Genomic DNA, 19,448 nt, shown 5'->3' with positions numbered 1-19,448 from the left:
TAAACCCTGAAAAAGTAACAAACCCACCCCGCTTCGGCGGGGTTTTTATTTGCCTTTCAAATAATCCTCATCACTAAATGTGCTCACCCATTCAGGCTTCATTAACACCAGGCCTGCTATAATAAACCCATTAAGAAATGCCTCAGGTGCAGCGATCATAGGAATATAAGGTAAAAAACTATATTTCAATTCATCGAGCGTATAAACACCTGCAATCCCCATCAATAAAGCCATCATCAACATCGCAATTAATGCGCCGACCCCTGCGGCTAAAAACCCATTCAAAAACACATAAACAAAAAAGTTGCGATCCAAATAACGATAAGCTAGTTTATAAATCCACCAGGTAATAAAAATTGGAATCCACCCCATCAAAAGCGCATTGATCCCAAACACCGTCCAACCGGCATCCCCACTAAAGCTCACGACCAATAATGCTAGACTCATCGCAATCAAAGCAAACTGGGGCCCAAACATTAAGGTCGCTACCGTCATTAACAAAAAGTGAAAACTAAAGCCCCCACCGATACTGGCGGATAAACTCCAAATTAAAACAATCACCAAAACCGCACCAAACAATACATTCTGCGCACTACGATCCTGCTTAACCTTATACCAAGGAGCCGTTCTAAAAGCCCAAAACAATAATCCAGCGTAGAGCAACCAACCCAGTCCCCACCACCCCATACCCAACAATCCGTCCGGTAAATTCATTTGAAAATCTCCTATCGAGTAAATGTGCCGTTTATAATACCTCTTTTTAATTTAGAACCCTAGGCCATGCTAAACGCGAAGATTATTTTTGCTCTGCTTTACGACTTACTGCTGCTTTTTGCCGTTTGGTTTTTTGCTGCCTTACCTTTCGTTATATGGCAAGGACCGGGATTTGAAAAAAACCCGCTTACGCTGGTTATCTTTCAGCTATACCTTGTTATGATTAGCTATGTTTATTTAAGTTACTTCTGGCTTCAAACAGGCCAAACGCCCGGCCTTAGAACCTGGAAACTTAGATTAGTAAGACTGGATGGATATCTGCCAACACGCCATGATGCCAATAAGCGTTTTTTCTTTAGTTTGATTTCAATTGCCAGTCTAGGACTTGGCTGGATATGGCTATTTTTTAACAACCAAGGTCAAACACTTCATGACCGGCTATCTCATACTCAAATTATTCACAGCGAACACGAAGGATAACTATGCCGCGATTTATTATTCATAGCAGCGAACTCGACACTAACCAAACACAACAACTCAGTGCTGAGTTAGGCGCGCTACAAAAAAAAGCTAATCATTTCCAAACACAGTCAATTGACATAGATCCGCAAAAAGTCAAACAACTGAGTCAAAAATTGAAAATCGATATCAATGCCCTGCCAGAAAGTTTCGAGCCATCAAAAGTTAAACTGGTCATTAGTGACATGGACTCAACCCTTATTTCGATAGAATGCATTGATGAAATCGCCGACATGATGAATTTAAAAGCTGAAGTGTCTGAGATCACTGAGGCCGCTATGCGCGGTGAACTGGTATTTGAGCAATCCCTAACTCAGCGGGTCAATCTATTGACCAACCTTGAAACAGATGCATTACAGCGGGTATATGACGAACGCTTGAGCCTTAACCCAGGCGCAGAAGATTGTTTAGCGGGTCTCAAGCAAAAAAATATAAAATTTGCTTTGGTTTCGGGCGGCTTTGATTTTTTTACCGAACGGCTTAAACAAAACCTTGAATTAGACTATGCCAGAGCAAACAAATTAGGTATCGAAAACCAGCGTTTAACTGGAAAAGTAGAAGGCAAGATTATTGGCGCTCAAGCTAAAGCCGACTTTTTGCATGAACTCTGTGAACAACTGCAAATAAACCCATCCCAAGTGATTGCGATTGGTGATGGCGCTAACGACCTATTAATGATGAAGGAAGCAGGATTAAGCATCGCCTATCACGCTAAACCTAAGGTACAAGAACAAGCCAATACCGCTTTAAACTTCAGTGGACTCGATGCGCTACTCGACTTTATAAACGCCTAAGCAGGCCTGCTTAAACCTCAATAAAAAGGGAGCCTTGCGCTCCCTTTTTATCAAAAAACATCCAATCTTAGAACAAGCTTGCTTCAAACTCTTGATAAGCTTCACTTACAAACCGACCAATGGTGCTGTCAAAACCAGGCCACTCTTTAGCTACAGTTTGCATAAACTCGGTTTCGACAATCATCGGTCTGATTTCAAAATCAGATAAACCATTGTCATACTGCTCTTCAATGGTATTGTAGATAATTTCGAAAAATTGCTTTTGATCCCTAATCATCGAAACATCATCAAACTCACCATGACCTGGTACAAAATATTTGATGTGCGACATGGCTTCAAAATTTTCCATTGCAACAATCGAGTTTTTAAAATTACCGTCTGCCATATTCGCTACACGACGCATCGCCATATCACCTAAGAAGATAACCTTTTCTTCAACGGCCTCAATCGCAATATCGGAATCACTGTGCACCTTACCCATGTGATGCACTTTAAACTGAACATCCCCTACCTTAATTACATCGCCTTCATTCACTTCAAGTGTAGGCGGTGTAATAACAGTACCGGCGCTCGCATTATTCGTGTTACGGCTCATAAAACCTGTCCAAACAACACCAGCACCATTTCTAACATCTTCCATCACCTTGGGATGCGCATAGAGTTTTACATCAGGATAGGCCTCAACAAAGGCATGATTGCCTAGCCAGTGATCACCATGAATATGAGTATTAAACACCGCAACGACAGGCTTGTCAGTAACCGTTTTTATTTGACGGATCAACATTTCACCAATTTGTACTGACCCACCAGTATCTATCACAACAACCCCCTCGGAGGTGACAACAAAGGCAGGGTTACTAAAGAAACCGAAATTTGAAGGACTTGGCTCAGGATCAGTCGCTAAAAAGTAAAAAGTACGATCTGAAATTTTTGTGATAGGAACATTAGGCACATCTGGCCCTCTAAATTCCCAGTCATCCGCTGCATAAAGCGGTCTTAATACTGAAAAACCGGCAGTTAATCCTATCGCTGTCTTAAACAAGTCACGTCTTTTCATAGTCCAAGTATCCTTTTTTAAATAAAACCTTAAAATTATTGTCAGACAATATTACTCTTTGAAAGAATAAACTTCAAGGTTTTAGCTTTTACAAGCGATGAAGATCAATGCCACCCATCCGTTTAAGTCTAAACATGGCTATCAAAGATCTGAAAAGTCTATATCTACCGGATCAATTTGCTCTTTAGGCAAAAAACGCTGAGCATATTTTAGGTACAAACCGGACTGATAGAAAAACTTAACGATCTCACGATCTAAATCATTATCTTTAGCCATAAAGTAGAGTATTTTCATCGCTAGAGATAAAGGGTTTGGACGTTTATAAGGCCGATCGTGAGCTGTTAGTGCCTCAAAAATATCGGCAATCGCCAAAATTCGTGCTTCAAAAGAAATCTCCTCCCCTCTTAAGCCCAATGGGTAACCCTTACCATTAATCTTTTCATGATGGGCACCGGCGATATGAGGAATATCTTTATATTTTTCAGGAAAAGGTAAAGACTGTAGCACCTTTAATCCAATCTCTGCGTGCTCATTAATGATTTGACGTTCTTCCTCAGTAAGTGTTCCCTTCTGAACTTTAAGCGCTTTACCCTCCTCTTCGGTGAGCATAAACCAAGCCTGACCGCCTGCAACAAAAGGATTGTCGATTAAATCTTGAATCTGCTCAACCTGTTCATCCGGAAAAAACTCTGTACCCTGATTACTTTTTTCGATTAAAGCCAAGGCTTGATTTAATCGCGCTAAATTTTCAACTCGAAATTGCTCGATTTCAGAATAGGCTTCGGACTGAAGCATCTGACGTTTTAACGCTTCATTTTCTATCGCAAGACTAATAGTTTGAGCCCTTAAGCGTATCAAACCTATGCGATCATAATGGCCATCCAATTTGGTCGCCTTATCCATAATGGTCTCGGGCGTCGCAAGCTTACCTATATCATGCATCAACGCAGCCAGCCTTATCTCTTTTGTTTGCTGGTCGCTATACACCTTTTTAAGGTAAACACCCTGGTCTTGATGAACCTCCTTAACCATCATTAAACTTAGCGCCACCATACGATTGATATGGCCAGCAGTATAGGGTGATTTTCTACCCATCATAAAAATAATACTGTTTAAAAAGGACTCCAATAAGGCTTCTAAATCATCCACTAACTTAGCATTCGTGACCGCTATAGCTGCCTGAGAGGCCAGTGACAAAGCAATCGCCTCGTCTTCAGAATTAAACGAAGTTGTTTTTTCAATCCCACCCTGCTTATTAAGCAGCTGCAAAACTCCAATAACTTTTGCTTCGTGATTACGTAAAGGCACCACCAGCATTGATTTAGAACGATAACCATTCGACTCATCAAATCGCTTTGCACCCTCAAAAGAAAAATCCGAAGATTGGTAGATATCAGCAATATTAATCAAACGGTTCTCAAGTGCAGCAGTGACTGCAACCATCGTATTATTCCGATCTCCATTACTGAGATATAAAGGTAAAGGCTGCCAACGAATCGCTTCAGCCGTTCCTCCCATTCTAATTGATAGCGAATCCGTCTGAGCAACCGTGAAATGTAAAGCACCGTCCCTAAGCATATAGAGCGTCCCGCCGTCTGCACCAATAATATTTTTGGCCTCAGTCACAATCATTTCCAACAAAGGCTCGAGTCGTTGCTCAGCAGACAAGGCTGCGCCAATTTTATTCAGTCGCATAACCCGGTCTAGCTGGTTATCAACACCTCTTTGACAAAGTAATCCGGTTTGTAAACAAATACGATCATTTTCTTGCAGAATATGATTTAAATCTAAGCCAATTAGTGCCAACTCCTGACTAATCTCATCAATAAACGCAGGCTTTAGATGAAACGCATAAAGCTGATAATCCTTACGTTGTAAGTGGGCAATAGATTGACGTAATAGATCAGGGGTCATATGCTTACTAGCACGTGCCAAGTCGGCTAAACGATTAGGAAAAGACACATCTACAACTATCGCCTTAATACTCGATCGCTCCTCCAATAACTGCCACATTTTTGGATTTAGATAGGTGTCACCACTAAAAAGAACGGCTGAACCAGCGTGTTCGATAATATAACCACAGGTTTCAACCGTATGATTAGCTTCAACGGGCGTCAAGAACAACCCAGGCTCTGGTTCATAAACCTGATTATAACCAATCTCAATCCACTCAATCGCAAACTGGCTTGAATTTAACAACTTAATCTGAGCAAAATCAGGCCAGATATCATCATTAAAAATATTTTTTTTTAATGCTTGTAGCGTTGATGGAAGACCATATATTTTCAGCGGCGTTTGTCGCTGAGCAAAAAAATGATCTATAAAAAAACCAATATCAAGGATATGATCAAGGTGTGAGTGAGTTAAAAAGATCGATTCAATCTGTGATGCTTGATCAGCCAGCGCCTGCATGACATTACCTGCATCAATCAACGTCTTATCAGACAACTGAATACAGGTCGTGCAATGAATGCCGGCCTTACTACCAAATGCGCCTAGAAAACGAATTGAATAGTCGCTCATGTTCTAGGATTAATTATAATGGCTACTATAACGTTTTTTATCATCTAAATCAGGTACCTCAAATCCGAACTCGACCGCTTTCTCCTTGCAATAGGTCACTGCGAAATCCAGCAACTCACCCACTGCGCGGTGACGGAATTTTTGCTTTTGTCTAACATGTGAAAACGGGCGACGTAAAGGCGGATTTAGTGGAATAGCTTTTAAGGTGCCGAGTTTTAACTCTTTCATCAAGGTAGAGCGCGAAACAATAGCCAATCCTACATCGGCTTCAGCCGCCATTTTTACAGACTCTGGCGCACCCAACTCCATCACGATGTTAAAATCACTCAGGCTTAAACCCTGTTCACGAATATAAGTATCTATCACCGAACGAGAACCCGAACCCTCTTCACGAACAACAAACGGATATTTACACGCTTCCTCTATTGAGATTTCATCACGCTTAGCAAGCGGATGATCCGGACAACAAATCAGCTGCATCTCATCGATTCGGCAAACTTCAACCTCGAGGTTTTTGTTGTTTACTGGCGCCTCAACCAGACCTAGGTCGATCATATTATTTTCAACCATCGACACAATCGCATCCGTGTTGCCCACCTGAAGACGAATATTGACATCTGGGTATTGCTTTTTAAATGCGCCCAACAAACAAGGCAGCATATACTCAGCGATAGTTGTGCTCGCACCAATAACTAAACTGCCAGAAACTTCACCAGTTAGGTCACGAACTTCAGAGTTCATCTTCTCGTAAAGTTCTAGAATATGATCTGAAAAATCATAAACTACTCGACCCGCTTCCGTTAAGGTAATTTTATTGTGTGTGCGATCAAACAGGCGAGTATTAAAAAAATCTTCAAGTTGTTTAACCTGAAAAGTTACTGCTGGCTGAGTCATATGCAGGGTTTCAGCGGCTTTGGTGAAACTCATCACCTTAGCGACAGTGTGAAAAACTTGTAGACGTCTATCGGCCATTATTTTGCCCTTAATTAGTTTAGTATTTTATATGTTACAACTATAAACGGAATTTATCATTGAAATATAGGCCTTTATGGATAAATTGTCAAAATTTCTTTATCATAAAGCTACTTGAACAAAGAAACATGCTGAATTTTTGCCAATTTTGGCAAGGGTTCACGACCATTCAAAGCTTGTTTAATCAACCAATTTTTTGCAGGCTTGACGATATTTCCAAAAGATAAAAGCTTGCCTCTAATCTGATCCTTTACACCACGATCCGGTTCAAATAACCAATCAAAACCCTCCATCGCTCTCTGCACCACCAGATTATCACCGCGACGCCAACGCTCATAGCGACGCAACACGGAAAAATCACCCGGCCGCTCACGCCACTCTTTAGCTTGGGTAAGAACCTCAACTAAACTGGCTGCATCTAACAAACCTAGATTTACGCCTTGACCCGCTTGCGGGTGGACGGTATGCGCGGCATCCCCCACTAAGACCAGTCCCGACTGAATATAATGTTGAGCATGTCGCCTTGTAAGGGGGAAAGCAGCACGCTCCCATGTTTCAACAATCCGACCTAACCGACCTTCGGAAGCCTTAAATATCTCATCACGATAAGCCTCATCACTCAAACCCATTGCCCATTGCATCTTTTGAATGGGTAAATACCAAGCAATCGAACTCACATTCTGCTCCATCGCTAAAAATGCAAAAGGCCCCTCTTCACGATAACGTTGCCAGCAGGTATCTTGATGCGAACCTTCAGTTCGCACGCATCCAACTACAGCGCATTGCGCGTAATCATGTTGATCCAACCCAATACCCGCCATCTGCCTAACTTGCGAAAAGGCACCATCAGCGCCAATCACCAAATCTGCAAACACTGTCTGCCCACTTTGTAAAACAATTTTAGACTTGTAGAGCGTATCATCATATTCAAGACTCGATAATTCACAGCCCGTCATTACAGCCACTTCCGCTTTAACCATTTCGTCCCAAATAGCCGATTGGATAAGGTTATTTTCAACCACGTAGCCTAAATTAGCTTCTCGAACTGACTGGGCTTCAAACACCACTTCCTCATCAGCATTGGCTTCCCAAATACGCATAGCAACAAACGGATGCAAACGACGATCTTGTATTCCTTGCCAAGCACCAAGATTGCGTAAAATGTTCTCAGATGCCCGAGTTAATGCACTTACTCGCGGGCTATAGTCACTGGCTGAAAACCATAAGCGTGTGGGTGGATGACGCTCAATAACCAAAACCTTGTAACCGACTTTATGCAACCCCAGCGCACAGGCCGCCCCCACCATACCGCCGCCAATGACCACAACATCGAACTGCTGAGCTTCATGAGTATTAATAAGATTCGTTTCTTCAATCTGACTCATACTTTTGCTCCCTTCATAGAAAAATGCGCTAAACGTTGTTTTAATTTAGGCATCATTTGTAGTCCAATCATCGCTAAACCCCTAGCATGCCCAACCAAAGGTGAAGGATGCTCAAATACACGGATCAAACCATCGGTCAAACCCATCACTTTACTGTGATCCTTTTGACGCATAAGTTGATAGTTTTGCAGACGACTGACATCGGTTAGCAGACTTAAGTCATGATCAAGTCCTATTAAAAAATCCTCAACATCTCGCAAACCTAGGTTTAATCCCTGCGCAGCAACCGGATGCTGGGTATGAGAAGCATTGCCCATCAAAACCGCCCGGCCAAACACCACGCCTTCGACATAGGTTTCTTTAAGCGGATAGGCCACACGCTCACTGAGCTGTGTACAAGCACCAAAACGTTGCCCCATTTTTTTATTAAATGCTTCTATAAAAGCGCTATCAGAGAGTCCCATCAAACCCTGATACTGGTCATCCGAGGCAACATAGACTAATTTATGGCTATGCGTTTCTAACGGCAGTAAAGCCACCGGCCCTTCATGGGTAAAACGTTCGAATGCCCAATTGTGATGAGGCTCAGCAAAGCTGACTTGCGCTAAAATCGCCCAAGCTTGGTAGTCTCGCTGCTGCAAAGGCAAGTTCAATGATTTACGAACTTGAGAATCTGTGCCATCTGCGCCCACGATTAATCGAGCGGTAAGATTTTTCTCACCCTGCTGCGTGATCAAATGAGCTGTAACACCGTCTGATGACGACTGTTCAAAACTTTTTAAACGTGTCGGACACAATACATCAATTGAAGCATCCGATTTGACCTTTTTCCACAGTACTTCGCCCAGATCGGATGCGCGAATGGCATAGCCTAATGCCGGCACACCCAACTCTTCTGCGTGCATTAGGGTTAAACCCAAATAGCCTTTTTGTGACACATGTACATGCGCAATATCAGTCACATAAGGCAACAAATCTTGCCAAACGCCTATTTGCTCAAGAATCAGCCTAGAGCCCTCTGACAAAGCCAGCACACGACCGTCAAAAGAATTGTTTGCGCCAGGTTTAGGTTCCACCGCCTCAAGCAGGGCAAGGTTTGCACCTCTACTCGACAAAGCTAACGCCAGACATAGGCCTACCGGCCCACCACCACTAACGATTAAATCATAATCAAAAGCTGGACTGGCTGACTTCGCGGTTATTGATTGTTCTGCATCCACAACTCGATCTCCTCAACGCTTCGGGGCAAGCCGAGTGTTAAAACCTCATTGCCCGTTTCGGTTACCAATACATCATCCTCAATTCGGATCCCTATACCCCACCATTTTTGATCCACTCCTTCAGATTGAGGTGCAATATACAATCCAGGCTCGACCGTTACTACCATACCCGGCTTAAAATGACGCCATTGACCATCCAATTTATAACGCCCGACGTCATGCACATCCATGCCTAACCAGTGACCTGTACCATGCATAAAGAATCGTTTAATAGCTTGTTGCTTAATCAAGTCTTCCAGCGAGCCTTGCAATAGGTTTAAATTAAACAAACCCTCAGTGAGACATTTAATCGAGGCTTGATGCATTTGATCGTAAGCTTGACCGGGCTTGACCTGCTCAATCGCTGCGCGCTGTGCACGTAACACGCACTCATAAAGTTGTTTTTGCTCTCGACTGAAGCGGCCATTAACCGGAAAAGTATGACTAATATCACCCGCATACCCCCTCCATTCCGCACCGGCATCTATCAACACCAGATCACCGGATTTTAGAATGGCTTTGTTTTCCGTATAGTGCAAAATACAAGCATTTTCACCGCTGGCGACGATACTGTTAAACGCCACTCGGTCTGCACCCAATTGTTTAAAACGATATTCAAGTTCTGCTTGAAGCTGATATTCATAGGCACCCGGCTTGCATACCCGCATTGCAGCAAGATGCCCGGCTACAGAAATTTTAGCCGCTTCACGCATCCAGTCTATTTCGTCACGGGTTTTAATCAAACGCTGTTCATGCAACCAACGATCAAGATCTAGCAGTTGACTCGGTGCTTCAATCCCTTTTCGAACTTGAGATTTTAAACCCGCCAACCAATCAGCGATTCTTAAACTCCAAACCTCAAGCTGACCAAAGCTAACCAGCAGCTGTTCAGCCTGCATTAAAAATTCGGGCGCGCGCTCGTCCAACTCTTCTATCGACCAGGCCTGGTCGATACCTAAAACGCCTGGCGCATCGTCAACACCTAAACGCCGACCTTGCCAAGTTTCTTGTTCCGGATCTTTTGGCCGCACAAATAACCAGGCCTGGTGATCAGACGGATAGACGTGATCTTCGTTATCAAGCACCTGAGCTTGGCGCTGAAAGACCTCGGATCGAATCAACACTAAAACTGAATCAGGTTCGGTAAAGCCGGTTAAATACCAAAAGTCACTTTCAGCGCGAAACGGAAACTCAACATCTCGATTACGAATTGTTTCATCACCTGAAGCAATGAGTGCGACACTTGCCTCAGGCATCTTAGACAAAAGGTCATTACGTCGCTGTGCGAAAAGATTTTGCGTAGAGATCATCAAAATAAAATCCGTTAGTGCAAAGTAGGCTTAGCCGTTTGAAGCTCGGCAACTAAAGCTTGTTGTTCATCAACTTCAATTTTAGGTTTGGCAATTGGATTTTGTTCGTCATAAATCATAATCGCTGCCATTCTAACAAACTCTACCAATTCGATTAGGCTGTCATTCAGCTGCTCATCCTCCTGCTCAGGAAGCGCCAACATCGCAATATCCGCTAAATCATTCAATACCTCTGTCACTTCACGCGATACCTCACCCAGCTCACCCAAACCTAAGCCGTACATAAACCCTTCACACCATTGAGCTAGATGATCAACACGGCGTGTTATCGGGGCATCATCATCCGGCAACAGCAAATTCAGGTCACAGCTTTCGCTATTCAAGCCGGCGAGGGTTTCGGTGTAGAGCGCATGCAGTATCACCAAAAAAGACTCTTTTACTTTGCTAATGCCGCCTTCATCCACCAGTTGCTTAATCCACTGAGCCTCAGTGCTATCAGGTGAAGCCGATAAATACCCAACAAGCATGCCTTGAACAAAGGATGCGGATTCAAGCTGAGAAAAGGGTTGCAGCGCGGCTGCATAGTCATCAAATGTGAAGTTACTATCCATAAAATACTTCTTATTTCATCTGTTTTGTTACAATAACGGAATAATAACACAGGCTAGATTGAAATAAAGGAAGCCTTATGCAAACCCATACTATTAGACTCATGAACCACCGTTTTGAAGTTCCTTGTGAACCTGAAGACCAAGCCAAACTTGAACAAGCAGCCGACTTTTTAGACAACAAGCTAGATTTGGTCCCTCATCTTAAAGGCGAAACCAAAATCCTAATGGTCGCGCTCAATATTTGTTATGACTATCTACAACTAAAAAAAGACACCCTCGCCTACACAGACCACTTAGAAAAGCAACTTGATCGCTTGGCACTTGAACTCAATAATAATGCGGCAGATGAAACGCCCTAATTCCTTTTTACGCATGGGCTTATTTTTCCGTTGCTTACCATGCAAATTTTATAGTTTGCATCCAATGCTAATGACCATAGTAGCGCTGTCCTTAATATGGCCATTAGGCAGTCAAGCCCAACCTATTGAACTCAACATTCAAGTCGATTGTGTGCAACCACTTGAATGCGAACGCATTAATCAATTAACTAATCAGCTTAAAAAAGACCTCTCTATTGCCCAACTTGAAACCGATGCCTTTCCAGCGCAAACGGACTTTCTATTTGAACGAGCACCCAAAGAAATACGCAACACCCTGCGCGCCCATGGTTTCTATGGACTTGAATTGGATAAACGCCTTGAGCGAAAAGAAAATCAAACATTAATCAGTTTTGAAATTTTGCTTGATGCACCGATCAGAATTAGAATAATAGAAATTGAAATTATTGGAGATGGCAAAGATTTAATAGAATGGCAAAACTATCTCCAATTCGAACTTCGGCTAGAAAGGGGCGACCAACTAATTCACAGCGATTACACTCAAACCCTTTCAGAGCTTAGAAACATCGCATTAAACCAAGGCTACCTTGATGCCAACTTTGTTCGTCGGGAGTTTAGGGTTTATCCAGAACTGGGTGTTGCCGATATTTTTATTCACCTCGACACCCAACAAGGCTATCAATTTGGTGAAGTTCATTTTTCAAAAAGCAAACAAGTACCCGAAAATCTGCTAAATCGATATAGAGAAATTAAACCGGGAGATCCTTTTAATCAGCAAGACATGACCCGACTCCAGCGCGCATTGATTGACAGCCGCTATTTCGGAATGGTGCGGATAGATCCTATTTTTGAAGAACAACAAAACCGACAAATTCCCATTCGAGTGGAACTTGAAGATAACCTTCGTCAGGCATACAGTGCTGGAGTGGGCTATGGTACAGATACCGGTGGGCGGATCCTGTTAGGTTTTGAAGATCGTATTATCAACCGACGAGGCCACAGCTACCAAGCTGATGCGCTTTATGGCGAACGCGCGCAGTCTTTTCAATTCAATTACCGCTTACCGGGACCAAGACCTATCCGACAAGAATGGAACCTGGGGTTAAGTATCGATGCCACACAGTCAGACAGCTTAAAACGTAATCGAGCGGCCTTCACCCCTAGTTTTATCTTTAAACTCGATGACACTTGGCAAGTCAATTTATTCAGCTCACTGGAAAAAGAAACCTTTCGTTATACCGGTCAGGCTCAAGAATCTAACCAACTGCTATTGGTCGGTGCCGGCATTCAAAAACGTTGGGTCAATAACGAAGCCTACCCTACCCTTGGTTATCGTCATAACGCAACCTTCAGAATGACTGCCGAGCATAGCCTTTCTGAAAGTGAGTTTATACAGTTTGAATGGGCTAGTCGTGGCATTTATGCCCCTGTTCATTTTTGGCGAATACTTGCGCGAGGACAGTTTGGACTCACTTTTGCCGATTCAAACCAAAGCATACCGGCCAGTTATCGTTATCTGTTAGGGGGCGAAAATCTAAGAGGCTACAAGTTTGAATCGATTGGAATCAGCGATGATAATGGACAATTTATTGGTGGTCGCAATATGATTTTGGCTTCATTAGAAACAGATTTTCGTATCAGTCAATTTCTTGGATTTGGTTTATTCACCGATGCCGGCCAAGTCAGTAACCAGAATAGCCTCAAAGCCCCGAAAGTTGGCGCAGGCATAGGTTTAAGAGGTTTTATCCCTATCGGCACCGCCAAACTGGATATTGCTTGGCCGGTATCAGAGCCAGACTACAATCGTTTTTGGCGCATTCATCTTTCGATTGGGCTAGACCTATGACGCAAACAACAAACCAGGCCGCCTTAATTAACCGTTTATTCCGTTTTGTTTTTCGACTAACAACCGGACTGCTTACGCTGCTGTTGTTAACGATACTAACCCTTACCAGCCTGTTTATTTTTCATCCCAAAGCACCGAATTATCTCTGGCCACACCTGCCTGAATGGACAGACAACAAACTTTCAATCGGTTACTCAGAGGGTTCCCTATTTTCTGGGCTAAGTCTGCATCAACTCAACTACCAAGACGAAGCACTCGAACTCCGGATAGTGCAATTTGACTGGCGCTGGAACCCCTTACAGTGGATCTATGGCGATTTTCAGTTTAAACGACTCCATATCGAGCAACTTGACCTTAACATTCTGGCTACTCAGGATAATGAACCCCAAGTATTTAATTGGGCTGAACTCTACTCAAGCCTAAGTTCGCCATTTGGTTTTATAGATCAGCTTAGCTACGATCTTGCCATTGATCAACTCACTCTGGAAGCTATTAATCTCAAGCAATCCGATCAAGACCTCTTGAGTATTGATAGATTAAATACACAACTGGCTTGGCAAGCAAAACAACTTAAGATTAGTCAGTTCCAGAGTGAATTTACCCTTAATCAACAGGATTACCAGGCCTGGTTAACGCTTCGTAGCCATTTTATCGACCCACAAAAATTTGAAGGCCAATTTGATTTAAAACTTAAGGGGCTAGACCCATTTGAACAACTGGCTGTCCAACTCAACTGGTTTGGATCACTCGACAACCTGGATTTTGCAGTAAACAGCCAAACCCCTTATCGAGTGCGATCAAACCATCAACTAAAACTCGATGAGCACGGCTTCCATCTTGAGTCTGACTGGCAAGAAATCAACGCTGACCTCTCTGAAGAACTGCATGTTAAGATTGTCGATAGCCAAACCATCCAATCTTTTAATTTTTCACAACAACAAGGTAAAACCAAGGTTAAGCTAACAAGCCAGGTCAATGACTGGCCAACAAACAACCTTAAGCTGAAAACTGACTATCGACTGATCGACTATTTTAACTATCAACTCGACTTTACGATTGAAGACCACGGAACCCTGGCAAGCCATGGAAAAATAAAATGGCCTAACAGCGCATCCAACACCCTGCTAACCCAACCTGAATCATTTCTGATTGACCTGCAAACTGAGCAATGGAACCTTGGCTGGTTAGACTCATCCTTTGACTACACGCTCACCAGTCAAATCCAATGGAACCTAGAGAGCTACCAGCAACGAATCAGCAAAATAAATATTAAAAGCTTCGATCTTCTGGGCTTACCTGAAACGCTCGGTTTAAGCGGACAGATTAACAGTCAAATAACTTCGCAAGACGTCTACGAAATAGACGTTAACCTAGATCGTTTAGCCTATGCAGAACAATCAGGTCAAATTGAAGGACTCATGTCGATAAACACCTCCCTTGATGAATTTGTCATTCAACAGCTAAACGCACAAATAGGTAACAATCGATTAAACCTAGAGGGTTATTTAAAACAGCAGGATTTTTTAATCAATATCGGGACAAGCCTTAACCAACTGCAAGATTTAGTCGGGCATCATGAGATACAAGGACAGGCCAAAGCACAGGCTTCGGTTCATGGCAAGCTAACCTCTGAGCGCAACGAGCTTAAGCAGGCCTGGTTAGATCTAAACCTCAATATACCGCAAATGCATTACCAAGGTTTAATGCTTAATCAACTCGATCTTGAGGCTAATCTGCCCATTCACGATCTAGGCTGGAGCCAATTTAAACTTGAACTTGCCAGCCTAACTCAACGAGCCAAGGACGCAGATTCCTTAGCGCAAGCAGATTCACTGATTAATTACCTGTCAATACAGCGCACTCCTAAGCAACTAGGTTTAAACACCCTTCTCAATCTATCCAGTCCTTATGGGCACCTAGCGCTGGATACGTTTGAAGCACAACCCTCGCTCGACAAGCTCAAGGTCCTTATCAACCAATTTGTAATCGCACAACCCAATACCGGTGTTTGGCTGCTTTCTGAAACCAGCCAATTAAACTGGCAGCAAGAAACTGGCCTTGAGATTAGCTCAATCTGTCTAGCATTGGCCTCTCATACTTCAAGTCAACTATGTGCTAGCGTTAAAGACCAGCAAGCCCGCTGGCATTTTAACCAGTGGCCGGTTGTTGAATGGATTCACCCTGTTATTCCCGACAATCTCTCGATTAAGGCCAAGCTGGATGGGCAGGGTCAAGCGCTATGGCAAAATGATTTAGCGATTCAACAATCGATTTCAATCGAAACCCTAAACCTCAACTTGATTGAGCAGGGCTATGAATGGCCACTTTTGATTGAACAACTTCAGCTATCCGTTGATTGGCAAGCTGATCAAGCCAACTTAACAACACACGCCATCGTTAACCAAACAGGACAACTGAACGCTCGTGTCCATGCTTTCCCCAACCCAGAATGGTCAAAAGCGGAACTGGATGGTCACCTGCGCTTGACATTGGATGAACTCAACCTCAGCGAACAACTGACAAAACAATTCGATCTTCATCAAACTAGGCTTGATTGGCAAACCTCTATAATGGGATCAATCGAGGCCATTCAGCATAATAGCCGTGCTAATCTTGGCCTTGCATTTGATATTCCGCTATTGGAGCTTAAACAACAACGATTGGATCTTCAAGCCGATATCGAAAATGACCAGATAACCGCGTTTGGTCGCTGGCAACAACCCGAAAATCGCCAAGCTGAAGTCACACTTAACCTAGCACCTTTGGGCGGTGAAGCCGCACTCAAGCTCCACCTTTTAACCGATTCTTTTGAGCTACTAAAAGCACCCTTTGCACAGGTCTTTACCGCTGCCAACCTAACCCTAGAGGTTAACCCAGATCGAACCTACCTTGAAGGACAGCTTGAACTGCATAATAGCTTCCTTGATTTAGCTAAAATGCCGCTACACCAACGGACCTCGCCGAGTGAAGATGAAATCATCATGAGTCGGGACGGCGAGATCCTAAATGAACAACAGCATGAGTCCGCACTAGAATTTAATCTTAGTATTGGTTTGGGTGAGCAGGTGAAAGTAAGTGTACTGGATGCCGAAGCCTATTTAGGTGGCGAATTGCGCTTGATACAAACCAAGCAAGACAGAGACATGAGCGCGTTCGGAGAGGTACGATTAACTTCTGGCTTTATCCAACTCGAACGCAGAAACCGAGTCTTGATTGACGGCTCCAGCTTTAGTTTTAGCGGCAATATCGCCAACCCTCAACTGAATGTTAATATATTTAGAGTCGTTGAGCGCACCACGGCAAGACTTAATATCACAGGAACACCGAGTCAACCCCAGTTTATATTTTATGCCAATCCCCCCATGTCTGAGGGGCGCATTATTAATATGTTAATTTTCGGACGCACTGCCGATTTAGAAAACGAACCCAATTATGAATCTCAAATACTGACGGCATTTTATCGATTTGGTATTCAAAATAACAGCCGAGCTTTAAACCGATTTACCCGCGCGCTTGGGGTAGAAGATATCTATTTCGACGTGCAAAACAATCAAGTGAGCAACCTTTTGTTAGGTCGCTCACTGACCGACAACCTCTATATTCGCTATGCCCATGATATGTCGGGCCAACAGAATAATGCAATCCAAGTTTTCCTAAAACTTCACGAAAACTGGACGATTAAAAGTGACAACCGTGATGATCGCAGTTCGGTTGACTTAATCCATCAACGTCAACGTAAATAACTATTGAACGTCTGCTGCCAACTCAACTAACAAATCCCACTGTTCAGGGCTAAGGATTTGCCTAAGTTGAGCGGCGCACTCAATACTCATTTCAACTCGACGCTTCTCGGCTTCGGCAATCAGCTTGATTAACTCTTGTTGCGCTGCCGGATCTGTTTCATAGCGAGAAGTTAACTCCCACAACTCCTTTCGGAGTTCACGCGTCATAATTTCATTCGATTCACGCTCTGCCGTCATCACATTCGCGATTTGACGAATTTGCGGTGCTTGCTCAGGCGAAATCTCTAATAACATCGCATTAGGCATAACATGCGGCATCAACACAACAACCGGTGTAGCTAGGTTAAAACTACGTTCCGCAAAACTGCTGGTACTGACCAGCAGGCCTGCTGACAAAACCGCAGCGAGTAATCCTTTGACTTTCATTTCCTGACCTCCAAGGTTTAATTAATTTCTAAACATTAAATCACATTTAAAAGCACAAGAATTTGCAAGCAAAAAGAGATTAGCAAAGGCTAAATTCAAACTGACACGCGCTATCTAAACAGCCGATGATAAGTACCTTGCTTGGCAAGCAGCGCTTCATGATCCCCGCTTTCAATGATATGGCCGTCTTCAAAAACCAAAATACGATCCGCCTGACGGATAGAACTCAGCCTATGTGCCACAATTAGGGTAGTGCGACCTGCAAAAAACGGAGCCAAATCCTGATAAAGTTGGCGTTCTGTTTCTAAATCCAAGGCCGAGGTCGCCTCATCCATAATCACGACTTTAGGATCTTGTAAAATCATGCGCGCAATCGCCAAACGCTGGCGTTGTCCACCTGAAAGCTTAATACCATTGCGACCAACAATGGTATCCAGACCCTGATCCAAAGCCTCCACGGTTTTAGTCAACTGCGCTTGGCTTAAAGCCAACCAAAGCTGCTCATCAGTCAAATCACGCCCCAAAGCGAGGTTAAAACGGATACTACTATTAAACAACATCGGGGTTTGTAGAACCGTAGCGACCTTTTCGCGAACCTGATCATAACCGATCCGCTCAATCGGTTGGTTATTGTAATAAACCTGGCCAGAATCAGGCTGATAGAACCCCAGCAGCATCTGAACCAATGTGGTTTTACCGCCACCACTGGCCCCCACTAAAGCGAGCTTCTCGCCAGGCCTAATCTCAAAGCTTAGGTTATTAAGAACCCGCTCGGTTTTACCCGGATAATGAAAAACCAGATTCTCAGCCCTAACAGCAACCGGCTCCGGCGTTGCAAACGGATTCGACTTCGCCGGATAGATGGGTTCTTGCTTTAAATCTAAAACTGAATTTATGCGCTGTAATCCAGCACTGGCAGCATTATAGCTATACTGAATGGCCAACAACTCTTGTACCGGCCCCATCATAAACCATAGATAACCAAATACCGCCATCATTTGACCAATAGATAAATCCGAAAACACCACCATTAGCATACTGACACCACGGAAAATATCAAAACCGACCAGAAAAATTAAAAAAGATAAACGTCCTGCGGCATCACTTTTCCACGTAAAGGTTTCTGAGTGGCGCTTAACATTAAACGCTTTTTCATTAATACGCTGAAAAAACGATCGACCTTGGTTGCTGGCTCTAACCTGCATCAAGGCATCCAAAGTTTCAGACAAAGCTTGTTGAAACGCATCTAATGCGGTGTTTTCATCTTTTTTTAAGGTCTTAACCTTACGTCCCATCTTAACGGTGAAATAAACCACTAGCGGATTCATCAGCAAAATAAACAAGGCTAACTGCCAGTGCAACCAAAGCAAAATAACCGTCATACCGACCAAACTAAACAGTGCGATTAACAGCTTACCGACCGTGGTGCCAAGAAAACTATCAATGGTGTTAACATCGTTCACCAATGTCGCGTTCACCGAACCGGTACCCAGGGTTTCATATTGTGCCATCGACACCCCTTGAACGCGCGCCAATAAATCTCGCCGGATTCGATAGGTTACATCCTTAGAAATGACGGTAAACTGCTGCATTTGCCAAACACCCAGGCCAACCCCGATGGCCCGCAACACAATGGTCAAGATGGTGATCGCCACAATATAGTAGACAGCTGAATACCAGCTTTCGGGTGCCAAAGCTTGCAAACTGGCAACAATCCAAGCTGGCTGATCCAACAAAACTTCATCAACCAATAAAGGCAGCAGTAAAGGCAACGGAACGGTCGCTAAGGTTGCAAACAGCGCAATGATATGCGCCTTGATTAATAAAGGTTTATGCTGTTTAACTAACTGCCAAATCCGTTGCCAACTGTAGTCCGCCACCAGGCCTGGTTGCAAGTTTTCATTTGCATCTAGCCTTGTAGCTTGAGTAGTCGCTATGCTATCGGTCATTA

General features: G+C 43.5%; 15 protein-coding genes. 5 read left to right on the top strand and 10 right to left on the bottom strand.

Annotated elements, in window-relative coordinates:
- Window positions 1–45: 45 nt before the first annotated feature.
- The gene (locus JX580_RS03655; RefSeq protein WP_248851444.1) at window positions 46–714 is read right to left on the bottom strand and encodes an energy-coupling factor ABC transporter permease; all 669 of its coding nucleotides are present in this window, start codon (window positions 712–714) and stop codon (window positions 46–48) included.
- A 66-nt stretch (window positions 715–780) separates the two neighbouring features.
- Between JX580_RS03655 and JX580_RS03650 the strand changes: the two genes are divergently transcribed.
- Entirely contained in the window at window positions 781–1,194 is a 414-nt protein-coding gene (locus JX580_RS03650; protein ID WP_248851443.1) for an RDD family protein, read from the top strand.
- 2 nt (window positions 1,195–1,196) lie between these two features.
- The gene (serB, locus tag JX580_RS03645; RefSeq protein WP_248851442.1) at window positions 1,197–2,027 is read left to right on the top strand and encodes a phosphoserine phosphatase SerB; all 831 of its coding nucleotides are present in this window, start codon (window positions 1,197–1,199) and stop codon (window positions 2,025–2,027) included.
- Window positions 2,028–2,094: 67 nt separating this feature from the next.
- On the opposite strand, the gene JX580_RS03640 is transcribed toward serB, so the two are convergent.
- From JX580_RS03640 to JX580_RS03610, 7 genes are all read right to left on the bottom strand, one after another.
- Window positions 2,095–3,084: an MBL fold metallo-hydrolase gene (locus tag JX580_RS03640; protein ID WP_248851441.1), complete on the bottom strand. Its 990-nt coding sequence runs from the start codon at window positions 3,082–3,084 to the stop codon at window positions 2,095–2,097.
- Between the two features lie 141 nt (window positions 3,085–3,225).
- Complete coding sequence (locus JX580_RS03635; protein WP_248851440.1) at window positions 3,226–5,607, bottom strand: HD domain-containing phosphohydrolase; 2,382 nt, start codon at window positions 5,605–5,607, stop codon at window positions 3,226–3,228.
- Window positions 5,608–5,616: 9 nt separating this feature from the next.
- Window positions 5,617–6,579, bottom strand: coding sequence for a LysR family transcriptional regulator (locus tag JX580_RS03630; protein ID WP_248851439.1), 963 nt, complete (start codon window positions 6,577–6,579; stop codon window positions 5,617–5,619).
- Window positions 6,580–6,689: 110 nt separating this feature from the next.
- Window positions 6,690–7,964 carry an FAD-dependent oxidoreductase gene (locus JX580_RS03625; protein WP_248851438.1) on the bottom strand — a complete coding sequence of 425 codons (1,275 nt, stop codon included), beginning with the start codon at window positions 7,962–7,964 and terminating at the stop codon, window positions 6,690–6,692.
- Entirely contained in the window at window positions 7,961–9,184 is a 1,224-nt protein-coding gene (locus tag JX580_RS03620; RefSeq protein WP_248851437.1) for an FAD-dependent monooxygenase, read from the bottom strand. Before JX580_RS03620 ends, JX580_RS03625 begins: the two co-directional genes overlap by 4 nt.
- A complete protein-coding gene (pepP, locus tag JX580_RS03615) occupies window positions 9,163–10,533 on the bottom strand; it encodes a Xaa-Pro aminopeptidase (RefSeq protein WP_248851436.1) in 1,371 nt (456 codons plus the stop codon). Before pepP ends, JX580_RS03620 begins: the two co-directional genes overlap by 22 nt.
- Window positions 10,534–10,547: 14 nt before the next feature.
- Complete coding sequence (locus JX580_RS03610) at window positions 10,548–11,144, bottom strand: UPF0149 family protein (RefSeq protein WP_248851435.1); 597 nt, start codon at window positions 11,142–11,144, stop codon at window positions 10,548–10,550.
- A gap of 77 nt (window positions 11,145–11,221) precedes the next feature.
- Here JX580_RS03610 and JX580_RS03605 point away from each other — a divergent pair, with 77 nt between their 5' ends.
- From JX580_RS03605 to JX580_RS03595, 3 genes are all read left to right on the top strand, one after another.
- Entirely contained in the window at window positions 11,222–11,503 is a 282-nt protein-coding gene (locus JX580_RS03605) for a cell division protein ZapA (protein ID WP_248851434.1), read from the top strand.
- A gap of 70 nt (window positions 11,504–11,573) precedes the next feature.
- Complete coding sequence (locus JX580_RS03600; protein WP_248851433.1) at window positions 11,574–13,328, top strand: autotransporter assembly complex protein TamA; 1,755 nt, start codon at window positions 11,574–11,576, stop codon at window positions 13,326–13,328.
- Window positions 13,325–17,071: a translocation/assembly module TamB domain-containing protein gene (locus JX580_RS03595; protein ID WP_248851432.1), complete on the top strand. Its 3,747-nt coding sequence runs from the start codon at window positions 13,325–13,327 to the stop codon at window positions 17,069–17,071. The genes JX580_RS03600 and JX580_RS03595 overlap by 4 nt, the downstream gene beginning before the upstream one ends.
- On the opposite strand, the gene JX580_RS03590 is transcribed toward JX580_RS03595, so the two are convergent.
- Both JX580_RS03590 and JX580_RS03585 read right to left on the bottom strand, forming a co-directional pair.
- Window positions 17,072–17,497, bottom strand: coding sequence for a Spy/CpxP family protein refolding chaperone (locus JX580_RS03590; RefSeq protein WP_248851431.1), 426 nt, complete (start codon window positions 17,495–17,497; stop codon window positions 17,072–17,074).
- Window positions 17,498–17,607: 110 nt separating this feature from the next.
- The gene (locus JX580_RS03585) at window positions 17,608–19,446 is read right to left on the bottom strand and encodes an ABC transporter ATP-binding protein (protein ID WP_248851430.1); all 1,839 of its coding nucleotides are present in this window, start codon (window positions 19,444–19,446) and stop codon (window positions 17,608–17,610) included.
- Between the last annotated feature and the right edge of the window lie 2 nt (window positions 19,447–19,448).

This window comes from Thiomicrospira microaerophila (assembly GCF_023278225.1).
In the GTDB taxonomy this organism is placed as follows: domain Bacteria; phylum Pseudomonadota; class Gammaproteobacteria; order Thiomicrospirales; family Thiomicrospiraceae; genus Thiomicrospira; species Thiomicrospira microaerophila_A.
The sequence above is the reverse complement of the archived record's forward strand: the minus strand, read 5'-3'. Positions and strand labels throughout refer to the sequence as shown.